Origin of the sequence: Bacillus cereus group sp. MYBK79-1, from assembly GCF_051915365.1 — a bacterium.
GTDB lineage: Bacteria > Bacillota > Bacilli > Bacillales > Bacillaceae_G > Bacillus_A.
In genome coordinates this window covers 257529-270694 of sequence record NZ_JBQAEO010000004.1, presented here as the reverse complement: position 1 = coordinate 270694, position 13166 = coordinate 257529, and the positions used below count along the sequence as shown (strand labels likewise).

Here is a 13166-nt window from a genome sequence, read left to right as displayed (position 1 = left end):
TATACGTTCATTCAAAAAGTTTGTCTAATATATAAATTATATGTTATTAATATATTAGATATATTAATCGAAAGTGAAAAGGGTGTCCAAAATGGAATTACGGCATTTGCAATATTTTGTTGTAGTGGCAGAGGAGTTACACTTTGGACGAGCCGCTGCTCGTTTACAAATGACACAACCACCGCTTAGTCAACAAATTCAGCAATTAGAAAAAGAAATGGGAGTTTTGTTATTTTCAAGAACGAAGAGAAAGGTTGAATTAACAGAAGCTGGAGAAATGTTTTTAAAAGAAGTAAAAAAAGCGTTCGAACAAATTGAAAAAGCAGTAGAGATTGCACAAAGTGCCCAAAGGGGAGAAGTGGGCTCACTTTCAATTGGTTTTGTAGGTGCAGCGATATATGATATTTTACCATCTATCGTAAGGGAGTATAGAAAGAAATTTCCGAGAGTGTCTGTTGCACTACATGAACTGTCAACACCAGATCAAGTACATGCACTTCACGATAACCGTATTGATATTGGTTTTTTACGTCCGCCAATTCCAACGCAATTACTAGAATTAGAACCAATTCAAAAGCTTTCTTGTACGTTATGCTTACCAAAGGCGCATCCGCTTGCTGAAAAGGATGAAATACATATTGAAGATTTAAGAGATGAACCGTTCGTATTTATTACGAGACCAGTATGGCCAGCGCTGTATGATACAATTTTATCACTTTGTCGCGACGTCGGGTTTAGTCCGCGTATCGTACAAGAAGCAACAGAATATCAAACAGTTATGGGACTTGTAGCGGCAGGGATTGGAATTACGGTAATACCTGTATCGGCAAATAAATTGTATAAAACAGAAGTCGTATATAAAGAGTTATGTGATTCGAATTTTGTTGCAGAAATGTCAGTAGCTTACAAAAAAATGAATACTAACCCAGAACTTTTAGAGTTTTTAAAAATTGCAAGAGAGAAGAAAAGAATCGAAGTTGAGGATGAGATTAATTAATTTGTTAAAAGGTACACTTCATTAAACAATAAAGCGGAAATGCAATAGTACTGCATTCCCGCTTTATTGTTCTTTTTTTAGCTCTATACTAAAGAGATAAACATGTTCGTTTTCTTTCAAAAGTATATCAATACCTGAATCTTCATCAATTGTAGGGACGCTTACAGTTTCTTTATTTGTTTGGATGACCGCTGCTAAAATTGTTTTTTGATTGTATGTTAAGTTTTTAGTAGATTGGATTGTAATAGTTGCAGAACTATTTATGCCTAGGAGAGACTCTTGAGGGACAAGTGTTGAACCACCGTCAATATTTATATACCATTGACCTTTTTCTTGTACATCTTTATCGAAATTGAAATAGGGTGCTATGAAAGAAAGTCTTATTTTCTTTTCTGGAAAATGTGAGGAAGCTATGTTGGCAATCTCTTTCACTTTTTTTCCATTTTGATAATAATCAATCGTAGCATGTATTTCATCTTTTTCATTTTTTAGTGTAACGTTATAAAACATTCTATTTCCTTCTCCTATAGGAGTCATTTGTAGAATATCAGATTGTTCTTTTGTTAACTTATATGGTTTAACAGAGGCTACTTCTTTATCTTTTAGTGGGCTACAACTAGTGAGAAATAATAAAAACAAGATTGCTAGTAATTTTATACGCATGTAATACCCCCTTTTTTTACAATTATATTCTAAATATGATTTTTTTACCATTTTATTTTCTAGGACTAAAGACTTAGAAACAATTCAGATTGTAGTGCGATGTTTAAAATGTCATATTTTTATACACTAGTAGTATAGAATGAGTTTGTTATGAAGTAAGGTAGGGGAAGAACATATGTCTTTATGTCAGTTAGTGAGAAAAAATATAAGAACATTTGCTGCCAAAAGGATGAAGCAATTTATGTGGATTGCCATGAGTACTATGGTTTTGTTTTTTATGATATCGCTCCAATTTAATAAAGGGGCTATTGGGGAATTAGGGGCTACACTTTTATTTCAAATGTGTTTTTACACGCTGTTTCTTATATTCATTTTTATATGTATTTTTACTACATATAAAATAATGTTTTCTCTTCTGCAAGTGAGGAAAGAGGAAATTAAATCTTATGTAGCAGAGAATAGGAACGTACTATGTGTATTATGCCAGGAGCAATTATTCATTTATGGCACAGCGTTTGTTTTTGGATTAGTTAATGGGATGTTATTTTTGAAATTATTTACGATTATCTTTATGAAAATAGTAGGAATACAAGGAATAAATAGTGCACCAATTACAATATATGCAATAGTAGTTGTTAGTATAATTATGGTTGTTATCGTCCTATTATCGATGGTGCAGTGTTTTCGATTTGTTCAAAGTTTACAGGATAAAAATTCGTTTCATTTCAAGGAAAAGGCATGAGAAATCATGCCTTTTTCTATTTTACACAGAAAAATAATCATGTTACAGTGTAAAGACCTGACAAAGAATGGGAAGGAAAGGTTGTATAGAATGACAAATGAAAAATCAATTGTAAAGGTTGAGCGGTTAACGAAGCGAATCGGTTCAAAGACACTTGTAGAAAATATTAGTTTCGAAGTTAAAAAAGGTGAAGTAGTTGGTTTGCTTGGACCAAATGGTGCTGGAAAAACGACTTTAATGAGAATGATGGTCGGCATGATTCGTATGACAGAGGGCGAAGTTTGGATTGATGGTCAATCTGTAAAACAGCAATTTGAAAGTACTGCTTCGAAAATTGGAGCAGTAATTGAGACGCCGGAATTTTATCCTTTCTTGAGTGGCTATGAAAATTTAACATATTTCGGACGAATGAATGGTAACGTGACAGAAGAACGTATCGATGAAGTAGTGAAATTGTTAGGAATGGGACAAGTAATTGACCGCAAAGTAAAAGCATATTCACTCGGCATGAGACAACGTTTAGGTATAGCTCAAGCGCTTATACATGATCCAGATGTATTAATATTAGATGAACCAACGAATGGATTAGACCCTAGTGGAATACATGAAATGAGAATGTACATAAAGAAAATTGCGCATGAACAAGGAAAAGCGGTACTTGTATCTAGTCACTTGCTTTCAGAAGTTGAATTAATGTGTGACAGAGTTATCATTATTCAGCACGGAGAATATGTCGCGACGCAAAATATTCAGCATAATCAAAGTGAAGAGATGGAGACAATCCGTATACGTGTAGATGATGCGAATAAAGCAGCAGAAATGTTAGAACAAGATGTTTTAATAAAAGGTAATGATCTACTTATTACTGTAAAAGATGAAGAAATCCCAAATGTTATTCGTACATTGCTTGAGAAAAACATTCAAGTGTATCGTGTATATGAAGAAAGAAAAACGTTAGAAGAGCAATTTTTAGAATTAACAGGGGGAAAAGATATTGTTTAATTTAGTGTATAACGAACTGTATAAAATATTTAAGCGAAAGCGAACGATTATTCCATTTGCAGTTATTGCAGTATTAATAATCGGATTAGGATGGGTTACGGTAAAGTATTTGGAACCGGAAACAAAAGGATGGAAAGCTGATTATACAGAACGAACTGTAGAAATTGAGAAAAAGCTAGGCATAAAAAAAGAAGCTATTTTAGCAGAACGATCTGGGGACGAGCTTGTAAAGGAATATCAGCTTAAGATGAAGCATTTAGATACAGATACAGCACCGGCAAGTAGTTCTCCACTTTCTTTCATGAGAGATACAGGTTTTATCGTATTTCCAATATTGCTCCCGTTTATCCTCGTGTATGCAAGTACAATTTTTGCGAATGAATATAGCTGGGGAACATATAAATTTTTAACGATACGACCAGCAAATCGCTTTAAAATTTTGACAGCCAAATTTTTAGCAATCGTGATATTTGCAGCGTTATTGTTTATATTTAATATGATTTTCTCCACTTTATGTGGACTCGTTATTTATAAATTCCAACAGCCTGCATGGAGCGAGTTTATTTTCCAAGATGGAAATATTATAAAACAAAATATTTTTGTAGAAGCTAGTAAGTATTATATTTTATCGTGGTTGCCGACGATAGTGTACGCAGCGTTTGCATTTATGATTTCTGTGTTAACAAGATCTAGTGGAGGCGCGATTGGAATCTCGCTGTTCCTTGCTTTATCAGGAAATATTGCGTTATTACCAGCATCTAGATATGATTGGGCGAAATATTTATTACCAGCAAATACAAATTTATACGGTATTTCCAAGAGTGGCAGTTTTATAGATGGAGTAACTTTCCCGTTTGCTTCATGTATGTTATTACTATATTTATTTGTATTTTTAAGCATTTCCTATACAGTATTTTTAAAACGTGATTTAACTTAATAAAAAAGAGCCGTTAAGTATTTCTTAACGGCTCTTTTTTATGCGAATTGTTTAAGTGCTTTTTCAGCTAGCAAAGCGAAGTATTCGGCACTTATAGGTAATGCTCGCTCGTCTACTGTAAAAGCGGGATGATGCCATTCATGTGTACCACTCGTTCCCATAAAGACAAATGAACCAGGTATTTCTTGTTGATAAAAAGAAAAATCTTCTCCGGCCATTGACGGGGTAGGAGAGATGATATTTAAATGCATATTTTCGGCAACTTGAGTCGATAAGTTTGTTAGAGATGTATCGTTATGAACAGCAGGAGGACCTGCATAAAAACGAAATTCTGTTTTTACACCTAATGCATCAGAAACCCCTTGGATAATACGTTTCATTAGTGCTGGAATCTTTTCGCGTGTTTCCGTTTGGAATGTACGTACAGTTCCTTCCAGCGTTGCTTTTTCAGGAATAACGTTCCACGTATTTCCTGAATGGATGTTTGTGACACTGACGACGGCATTATGTGAAGAACTTATATTTCGGCTTACAATTGTTTGTAGTGCCATCACAATTTGAGAAGACGCGACAATAGGGTCTACTCCAGCATCCGGTACAGCTGCATGTGTACCAACCCCGTGAATTTCAATTTCAAATCGATCAACCCCGGCCATGAGTGGCCCATCTTTAATACCGATTGTACCGACTGGTAAATCAGGTTTATTATGCATACCGAAAATAGCTTGAACGCCATGTAAATGTCCGGCTTCAATTACTTTGCAAGCACCATTGCTACTTTCTTCAGCTGGCTGGAATATAAAGCGTACAGTTCCGCTAAGAGAAGATTCTTTTTCTTTTAATAAATAAGCGGCACCTATAATAGCAGCTGTATGAAAATCATGCCCACAAGCATGCATCCTCCCGTGAGTTTTTGAAGCGTACGGCAAATTTGTTTCTTCTTGAATAGGAAGGGCATCAATATCAGCACGAATTGCTATAATCGGTCCGCTATTATTCCCCGAAATTTCAGCAATAACGCCTGTTTCTAAACTAGAATTAATAATCGTAATGCTTTTCTCTTCTAACCAATTCTTTATAGCTTTCGTCGTTTCAAATTCTTCGTATGATAATTCTGGATGCTCATGCAAATTTCGACGAATAGAAATTAGTGCTTCAGTTAATTGCTCTCGATTTGCTGCCACTTATCATGCCCTCTTTCTTAAATAAAGTATTTACATTAAGTATACAATAAGAAAAGAGAGGATTCTCAAATGAAAATCCTCTCCCGTTTTATCATTTCCCAACAGAAAACTCCCACTTTAAGGAATGGGTAGGACATGTTCCAATGAGTAGGTGGGAGCTGAATGACGGTTAGGCAACAGCCTAAAGGTTCTTCTTGGTGAAGAATCAGTATAAGGTACCGGTATCGTAATCAGTCCGTTCCTATAGAAAGAAAATGTTATAGCTCAGAGGAATTTTTACATCTACGAAATTGTTTCATTTGTATTTTTTTGAAAGGGACAGAGGACTTTTGACAAAAAAGAAGAAATGATACGTGATCAGTATTTTTTGGTTATATCATGATATCGTTCCCATGCATATCATGAAAAATATTGTAAACAAATAAAAAAAGGAAGTGAGGTGAAAAGCGGTGCTTATCCATAAAGCGTATCAGTTTCGGATCTATCCTAGTTTAGAACAAAAAATAGCTATTACGAAAACAATTGGTTGTTCACGATTTGTATTTAACTACTTTTTGGAAAAGTGGAATGATAGATATAAAGAAACAGGAAAAGGGTTATCCTATGGCACTTGTTCTTCGCAATTACCTACTCTCAAAAAAGAATTTATATGGCTAAAAGAAGTGGACAGTATCGCTCTTCAATCTTCTCTTCACAACCTTGCTGACTCGTATGCAAGATTCTTCAAAAAACAAAACAAAGCACCCCGGTTTAAATCGAAGAACAATAAAATCCAATCCTATACAACGAAACATACAAATGGAAACATTGCGATTATAGATAATAAATTGAAGTTACCGAAACTTGGTCTTGTCAAATTTGTCAAAAGTCGTGAGGTAGAAGGACGAATTTTGAGTGCTACTGTCAGAAGGAATCCAAGTGGAAAATATTTTGTCTCGATTCTTGCTGAAGCAGAAGTACAACAATTGCCGAAGACCGATTCCGCTGTTGGTATAGATGTTGGTGTGAAAAACTTTGCTATTCTTTCAACGGGTGAGGTATTCGGTAATCCAAAATGGTCTCGGGTATTAGAAAAGAAACTCGCTCATGCCCAGCGTATTCTATCTAGACGTACAAAAGGCGGAGCGAATTGGAATAAACAGCGAATGAAAGTCGCTCGTATTCATGAACGAATCAAAAATGCAAGAACGGATTACTTGCAAAAACTCTCTACAAGGATCATCAAAAACCACGATGTGATTGGGATAGAAGATTTGCAAGTATCGAATATGTTACAGAATCACAAACTAGCGAAAGCGATTCAAGAAGTATCATGGTCACAATTCAAAGCGATGTTGTTGTATAAGGCATGCTGGTATGGGAAACAAGTGATTGTGGTGTCGAAAAAATTCGCTAGTTCCCAAACTTGTTCGCATTGCGACTACAAAAATAAAGATGTGAAAAGCCTGAACCTGCGTGAATGGAAGTGTCCTTCTTGTGGTATGTATCATGATAGAGATGTGAACGCAGCGGAAAATCTGAGAAAAGAGGCCATAAGGCTCCTAACCGTAGGGATTACGGGGATTGCCTACTCATAAAACTGAGGGATACCTTGGTGTTCGTAGGAATCCCCCACTTCAAACAGCTCGTTAGAGTGTTAAGTGGGGGTAGTTCAAGCTGCCAATTTTTTGTGTGTATGATGTTTACGATAACGTCCACGCATTGCATAGGCAATTTGCGGGATTGCAATACCGATTAAAATAAGTGATACACCGAACCATTGTGAAGATAGCACAGCTTCTTTTAAAACGAATACAGACATAATTGTTGTAACTGGTAGTTCTGCTGCACCAAGAATAGTCGCTAAGCCAGAACCGATTTTTGGAATACCGATTGTAAAGGCGATAGAAGGAATAACGATACTAAATGTTCCTAAGCCTAAACCGTATTTCCAAAGTCCTTCAGAAATTGCGCCGCTAAAAATAAATGTTGGCGGGAATACGATCATTACTAAAGTTAAAGCGCCAGTCATTAAGAGAACACCGCGCGGTAATGAAGGTACTTCAACAGCCACTTTTCCGCTCACGAAAATGTATGTTGCGAATGTAACAGCAGATAATAAACCTAATATGATTCCAGTCATATCGAAAGCACCTGCTGATTTTTCTAGTAAACCACTTGATAAAAATGTACCTGCAAGTAAGAAAATAACGGAAATAACCTTTTCTCTTGAAGGGAATGTTTTTGTTGCGACTGCTTCAATAATAATTCCGACCCAAACGAATTGGAATAAAAGTATAATTGCAATAGATGCTGGTACAGTTTTTAATGAAGCATAATAAAAAATTCCAGTGAAACTTGCAGATGTACCTGCAACGAATAAAATTAACGCTTGTTTTAATGGAACACGATGTCTAGAAAATAGAAGTGTAATAGCAAGCAAAATAATCCAACCGAACAAATATTGGCTGCCAATTACCTCTCCAAGTGAAAATCCTTCTGCATAGGCAAGTTTAACGAAAATAGCTAAAATCCCATAACTACACGCTCCTAATAAAACTAAAAGAGAATAACGAAGCATGAAAAATTCCTCCCATCTATATGAAATTGTTCCTAACGGACATATATAACTAGAGGGAAGTATACAAAATTAAAAATGAAGGGTCAAATAAAAGAAAAGTGTGACATTTTATAGAATAATAATAAAAGTATGATATTTATGCATAATCTTGAAATTAGTAATAATAGAAGTATTATAAAATCAGCTTCGTATTGTATAAAGACAGCATTTGAAAAAAATATTTTTTAGGGAGATAGAAGGATAGTCCATTATAGTGTGCTAATCATTTGAGAAACTATGTTACCTTTGTTATGTTAATAACAATTAGAGAAGTTTCGTAGTTCAATTGAGATTGTTCTATATAATAGAAGGAAATGAAAACGTTTTATTAGAAACTGTTTGTAAAGGTAGTTTTTCTTATTATCACGTTGTTAAAGTGAGTTCACGAATTGTTCATAGTATTTTTATGTGTTTTTGCTACAATATGTAAGGAGAGGAGTGGAACAATGCAAGATATTAGTATTTTTTTAGCGTTTGGCGCTGGATTTTTATCATTTATTTCCCCATGTTGCTTACCGCTTTATCCGGCATTTTTATCGTACATAACAGGTATGTCGGTTTCTGAGTTGAAAGAAGAAAATGCAATGCTTCGCAAAAGAAGTATGATACATACAGCGTTTTTCTTACTTGGATTTTCAATTATATTTATTGCAATTGGATTTGGTACAAGCTTTATTGGAGGTATCTTTACAGATTATAAGGATTTAATTAGACAATTAGGTGGTATATTTATCATCTTGTTCGGTCTTGTTATTGTCGGTGTGTTTAAGCCGAAATTCTTAATGCAAGACCGTAAATTTACGTTTAAAAATCGTCCGAGTGGCTATTTTGGATCCGTTTTAATTGGATTGGCATTTGCTGCAGGGTGGACACCTTGTACAGGACCTATTTTAGTATCTGTCATTGGATTAGCAGCAACGAACCCAGAATCAGCAATGATTTATATGATTGCATACATACTTGGATTTGCTATCCCATTTTTCGTGCTATCATTCTTTATTACAAAAATGTCTTGGATTAAAAGAAATAGTATGAAATTCATGAAAATTGGAGGATACGTTATGATTGTCATGGGTATCTTCTTATATTTTAATTGGATGACGAAAATTATCGTATATTTCTCAAGTTTATTTGGTGGTTTTACCGGTTTTTAGTATTATTCTGTGAAAATGTTGGAAATACTAACGGAAAAGCATATAATGAAAGTATATTTTGCATATAGCCACAAAAAAGGATGAGAAAATATGAACATAGTTGTTTTATCCAGTATCGTTGCTGTTTGTATGGCTGTCGGTGCGATGTTTATTCGTTTAAAAGCAGCTAAGAAACCTGCAACATTGAAAAAAATTATACTTCCACCATTTTTTATGAGTACGGGCGCATTGATGTTTGTTTTTCCAGAATTTCGACTAACTCCAGCGGAAATGTTAGAAGCAATTGGCGTCGGTTTGTTTTTCTCTATTTTTCTTATTAAAACATCTAAATTTGAAATTAGAGGACAAGAGATTTATTTGAAGCGTTCAAAAGCATTTGTTTTTATATTAATTGGATTACTTGTCGTGCGGATTGTATTTAAAACATATTTAAGCCAATCTCTTGATTTAGGACAACTTAGTGGCATGTTCTTCTTACTGGCGTTCGCGATGATTGTTTCATGGAGAATCGCCATGTACCGTTCCTTTACGAAATTACAGAAGGAAATGGAAAAAGAAGATGGTTTTTATAATGAAAAAGATATGAAATTAACTTAAAAACTGTATATGTATAAAATAAAAAGACAGCGTCAAAGGCGCTGTCTTTTTATCGAAAATAATGTGAAGTTATTTTGCGAGCAAAGACTTATAGTTTGAATAATCAATCTCTTTTTCTTGTAGTTTTTTTACTAAAAATTTATGATCACGCTTCGGTGTAGCAATAATATACCCTTTAATAATTAAATCTTGTGTAATTTGAGAGGCTTGTTCTCTTAATGCCAGTTCTCCGATTTTGCCAGCGATTTTTGATTTAGCAACATCGCGAAAGAGTTCAGGAACAGGACTTACGAGCTCTTCTAACAATTGTTTTTGTTCGTCATCCCATAAATGCCTAGTTTTATTAATATAGTGTGCTTCCCAATCTAAAATAGACATACCATCTTCTTTTGGTAACCGTTTTAAAAATTTTCTGAACATAAAGTATCCGCCGATAGACATAAGTCCTAATAAAATAATAGTCCATAGCACAATGAACCAACTGAACCATCCTTCGAGCAAGTATATCCCCCCTTAATGATTGCGGTTTTCTATTATTCATATTATAAACAGTGAGATTCATAGAAAGCAAGAACGCTTGGTCATTTTGACCAAGCGTTATCATTTAAACGAAGTATAGTTGTTCAACACATAAATTATTATTATCATCTTCTACATATTCAATGATTAATGTGCCAACTTTACGATCTTTATCTTCAGTTGTGAAAATAGAGTAAGAAGTAAAACGTGCTATTGATAGGCCGCTTATATGTGTAGGTAAAGAAATGTAGTCGTTATCGCGGAAGAATTCCATCAGTTCAATATCTTCAAATTCTTTTCGGTCAACTTGTTTGTTTGTATAGCGGCGTTGAAGTTGTTTTAAAGACTCATTCCAAGAAATTGCTTTTGTGTCGTATACCATTGTCTTATCTCCTTACTGTATGTAATTGTTAAGAACATACGTTCTAATCTAGTATACTCTTTTTATTAGAAAAGGGAAAGCAAAAAATAATGTAAGCTTGGATTTCCAAGCTTACATTATTGATGCGTCCGTCATAATCTCTATTTTTTATTATAAGTTAGATAAGAATAAGAAACAAGATGATATATATATTGTTGATAGTATTGAAAATTCTGTATATTATAGATGTATTAAAGTGCAAGGGAATGAGTGGAATGGCATATGTAATTTCACTCCAAGGACCGATGGCAAGTGGAAAAACAACATTGGCTAAAAGGTTAGAGCGATATGGGCTTTCAGTTATATATGAAAATCCTTATCCAATTGTAGAAAAGCGAAAACAATTAAAATTGGATATGAATTCAAAAGAAGGGTTTATTATAAATCAAAAAATGTTTATGGAAGCAAAAATAAAGGAGTTTCAAATTGTAAAAGATTCAGTCGTTATTTTTGATCGTGGACCTGAAGATATTGAATTTTATACACTTTTTTACCCGAAGATGATAGGGAAAGAGTGGGATATAGAAACAGAATTAAAAGATGAATTGTATAAATTAAGAGAATGTCGTTCAGATGCAATTTTTTATTTAGATGTTTCAAAAAAGAATTTGTATGATAAAAAAATAATGATAGGGCAAGAAAGCGAAGTACATTTGAGGAGCAATTTAAATTAGTAGCAACTGAAAAAGACTGGTATAAACAATTTCCTGTAACTTATGTGGACACGAATAGGTTAACAGTGGCCGATTTAGAGATATATTTTATGAGATGGTTGAAGGAGAGAAAGTTATGAAAAAAATACTTTTATTCGTATACCCAACATTTGCAGAGTTTGAAATAACGGTAGCTACGGCGTTGCTGAAAAATAAATTTGAAATCATTACAGCGAGTGTAACGAAAGAATTGATTGTAAGTGAAACAGGTTTGCAAGTGCAACCACATATAGAATTAAGTGAAGTGCGTGTAGAAGAATATGAGGGGATTATTATTCCAGGCGGAGATGCAATACATATGAAGGATGCCGAAGTACTGTTTACAGTCATTCGTCAATTTTATGAACAAGAAAAATTAATAGCTGCTATTTGTGCTGGACCATATGCGCTAGCAAAAGCAGGCTTATTCAAAGAAATCTCGTATACAGTGACTATAGATTATAAAAAAATGGATTGTTTTCCAGTAGAAAATTTTGTGTATGAAGAAGTTGTGCAACGCTCAAATATTATTACAGCACAGGGGCATGCATTTGTACCATTTGGAATAGCGATTGCCTCTTATTTTGGAGTAGCAAATGAACATAATATAAATTTTTATGGTGGTAAGGGCAATGTGATGATGGAGAAACTTTTACCTGAGAATGTATAAAAGCTAGCGAATGCTAGCTTTTTTCTTTTTGACATCGATAAATGGCTAACGTTTTCGGATCGCGCCATATACCGTTATGAATTGCCAATTCATTTTCTACTTCTTCTTTTAGCCATTCCTTCATTTCGGCGTGAAGATGTGTATTATCAGGTATATTTAGTGACGGAAACATGCTAGAAATATAGTTTACAATTGGAGTAGCATGATGGAAAACGAGAGCGTTATGAATTATAGTTTCTTCAATAGTTGGAAAAATAGACTGTAATATCTCTTTACCATTTTCTAAACAAAATGGAGTGACTGATGATGTTGTGTTCGGCAAATCAAATGCGTCTAACATGCGGTTACACATTTCAACGATACGAGGTAATGTAACGTTAGAATTTGTTGTAGCTAAAAGTGAGCCACCAGGGCGAATTACTTTATGGAATCCTTGAACTGTTTTTTCGACATCTTTCATGTGGTATAACATATGTCTTGCGACGATCCAGTCGTAGCAATTAGCTTTGAAAGGGAGTTTACCAGCATCACCTAGCCTCCATTCAATTATACTATTCTTTATTGCTGCTTCAGAAAGCATCGTTTTCGATTGATCAAAACCGGTTAGTTGACCTTTGTGCCCGTTAGTTTGTAAAAGGGAAAGAAAATTTCCATTAGCACAACCAACCTCTAATATTTTCTCGTCTCCTTGAAGTTGTAAATGTTCCATGACAAGTTCATCTAAATTCACTTGTTTTTCTTCGTAATGTTTATGCGTATCGATACGTGTTTGTAAATGATTACTTACGTTGTATTGGCGTTTTACATCATTCATTTTTTCGCATTCCACCTTCGTGCAAAATTGCTGAATCGCGTGTGTTAATACGTCAGTTTTCCTTAACCCTTCGTAATGGAGTGCAGATTCGAACCTTTCAAGTAATTTTTCTTCAATTCGAAAATGAATATCTTTTCGTTTCGTCATTGAAATATCGCCCCTTTGCATCTATTAG

General features: G+C 34.4%; 15 protein-coding genes and 1 pseudogene. 10 read left to right on the top strand and 6 right to left on the bottom strand.

The features are described 5' to 3' along the window. Nucleotides 1–91 precede the first annotated feature (91 nt). On the top strand, nucleotides 92–997 hold the full coding sequence (gene alsR, locus ACTFOB_RS10085; RefSeq protein ID WP_440025520.1) for an acetoin biosynthesis transcriptional regulator AlsR: 906 nt from the start codon (nucleotides 92–94) through the stop codon (nucleotides 995–997). Between the two features lie 63 nt (nucleotides 998–1060). On the opposite strand, the gene ACTFOB_RS10080 is transcribed toward alsR, so the two are convergent. Beyond that, on the bottom strand, nucleotides 1061–1660 hold the full coding sequence (locus ACTFOB_RS10080) for a histidine kinase (protein ID WP_440025523.1): 600 nt from the start codon (nucleotides 1658–1660) through the stop codon (nucleotides 1061–1063). Nucleotides 1661–1835: 175 nt separating this feature from the next. On the opposite strand from ACTFOB_RS10080, the gene ACTFOB_RS10075 reads away from it, so the two are divergent. The 3 genes from ACTFOB_RS10075 (at nucleotide 1836) to ACTFOB_RS10065 (ending at nucleotide 4341) form a co-directional block, all read left to right on the top strand. Further along, nucleotides 1836–2402: an ABC transporter permease gene (locus ACTFOB_RS10075; protein WP_440025525.1), complete on the top strand. Its 567-nt coding sequence runs from the start codon at nucleotides 1836–1838 to the stop codon at nucleotides 2400–2402. A gap of 90 nt (nucleotides 2403–2492) precedes the next feature. After that, nucleotides 2493–3404 carry an ATP-binding cassette domain-containing protein gene (locus ACTFOB_RS10070; RefSeq protein ID WP_440025527.1) on the top strand — a complete coding sequence of 304 codons (912 nt, stop codon included), beginning with the start codon at nucleotides 2493–2495 and terminating at the stop codon, nucleotides 3402–3404. Next, a complete protein-coding gene (locus ACTFOB_RS10065; protein ID WP_440025529.1) occupies nucleotides 3397–4341 on the top strand; it encodes an ABC transporter permease in 945 nt (314 codons plus the stop codon). The genes ACTFOB_RS10070 and ACTFOB_RS10065 overlap by 8 nt, the downstream gene beginning before the upstream one ends. Before the next feature lie 38 nt (nucleotides 4342–4379). Here ACTFOB_RS10065 and ACTFOB_RS10060 read toward each other — a convergent pair whose 3' ends face one another. Next, on the bottom strand, nucleotides 4380–5525 hold the full coding sequence (locus tag ACTFOB_RS10060; RefSeq protein WP_440025531.1) for a M20 peptidase aminoacylase family protein: 1146 nt from the start codon (nucleotides 5523–5525) through the stop codon (nucleotides 4380–4382). 449 nt (nucleotides 5526–5974) lie between these two features. On the opposite strand from ACTFOB_RS10060, the gene tnpB reads away from it, so the two are divergent. Continuing rightward, entirely contained in the window at nucleotides 5975–7102 is a 1128-nt protein-coding gene (gene tnpB, locus ACTFOB_RS10055) for an IS200/IS605 family element RNA-guided endonuclease TnpB (RefSeq protein WP_440025534.1), read from the top strand. 74 nt (nucleotides 7103–7176) lie between these two features. On the opposite strand, the gene ACTFOB_RS10050 is transcribed toward tnpB, so the two are convergent. Continuing rightward, complete coding sequence (locus ACTFOB_RS10050) at nucleotides 7177–8085, bottom strand: EamA family transporter (protein WP_440025535.1); 909 nt, start codon at nucleotides 8083–8085, stop codon at nucleotides 7177–7179. A gap of 325 nt (nucleotides 8086–8410) precedes the next feature. Between ACTFOB_RS10050 and ACTFOB_RS10045 the strand changes: the two genes are divergently transcribed. The 3 genes from ACTFOB_RS10045 to ACTFOB_RS10035 all read left to right on the top strand — a co-directional run bounded on the left by ACTFOB_RS10045 (nucleotide 8411) and on the right by ACTFOB_RS10035 (nucleotide 9875). Then, a complete protein-coding gene (locus ACTFOB_RS10045; RefSeq protein WP_087944407.1) occupies nucleotides 8411–8554 on the top strand; it encodes a peptidase T in 144 nt (47 codons plus the stop codon). Between the two features lie 16 nt (nucleotides 8555–8570). Beyond that, nucleotides 8571–9278, top strand: a complete 708-nt coding sequence (gene ccdA, locus ACTFOB_RS10040) for a cytochrome c-type biogenesis protein CcdA (RefSeq protein ID WP_440025538.1) — start codon at nucleotides 8571–8573, stop codon at nucleotides 9276–9278. A 90-nt stretch (nucleotides 9279–9368) separates the two neighbouring features. Further along, nucleotides 9369–9875, top strand: coding sequence for a CcdC family protein (locus tag ACTFOB_RS10035; protein WP_001028637.1), 507 nt, complete (start codon nucleotides 9369–9371; stop codon nucleotides 9873–9875). 69 nt (nucleotides 9876–9944) lie between these two features. Here ACTFOB_RS10035 and ACTFOB_RS10030 read toward each other — a convergent pair whose 3' ends face one another. Continuing rightward, a complete protein-coding gene (locus tag ACTFOB_RS10030; protein WP_440025541.1) occupies nucleotides 9945–10376 on the bottom strand; it encodes a DUF2621 domain-containing protein in 432 nt (143 codons plus the stop codon). A 103-nt stretch (nucleotides 10377–10479) separates the two neighbouring features. Next, complete coding sequence (locus ACTFOB_RS10025; RefSeq protein WP_440025543.1) at nucleotides 10480–10776, bottom strand: hypothetical protein; 297 nt, start codon at nucleotides 10774–10776, stop codon at nucleotides 10480–10482. Between the two features lie 245 nt (nucleotides 10777–11021). Here ACTFOB_RS10025 and ACTFOB_RS10020 point away from each other — a divergent pair. Together ACTFOB_RS10020 and ACTFOB_RS10015 are read left to right on the top strand one after the other, a co-directional pair. Beyond that, nucleotides 11022–11608: pseudogene (locus ACTFOB_RS10020) on the top strand (AAA family ATPase). Continuing rightward, nucleotides 11605–12177 carry a DJ-1/PfpI family protein gene (locus tag ACTFOB_RS10015; protein WP_440025545.1) on the top strand — a complete coding sequence of 191 codons (573 nt, stop codon included), beginning with the start codon at nucleotides 11605–11607 and terminating at the stop codon, nucleotides 12175–12177. Before ACTFOB_RS10020 ends, ACTFOB_RS10015 begins: the two are co-directional and overlap by 4 nt. A 13-nt stretch (nucleotides 12178–12190) precedes the next feature. Here ACTFOB_RS10015 and ACTFOB_RS10010 read toward each other — a convergent pair whose 3' ends face one another. Further along, on the bottom strand, nucleotides 12191–13138 hold the full coding sequence (locus ACTFOB_RS10010) for a class I SAM-dependent methyltransferase (protein WP_440025547.1): 948 nt from the start codon (nucleotides 13136–13138) through the stop codon (nucleotides 12191–12193). Between the last annotated feature and the right edge of the window lie 28 nt (nucleotides 13139–13166).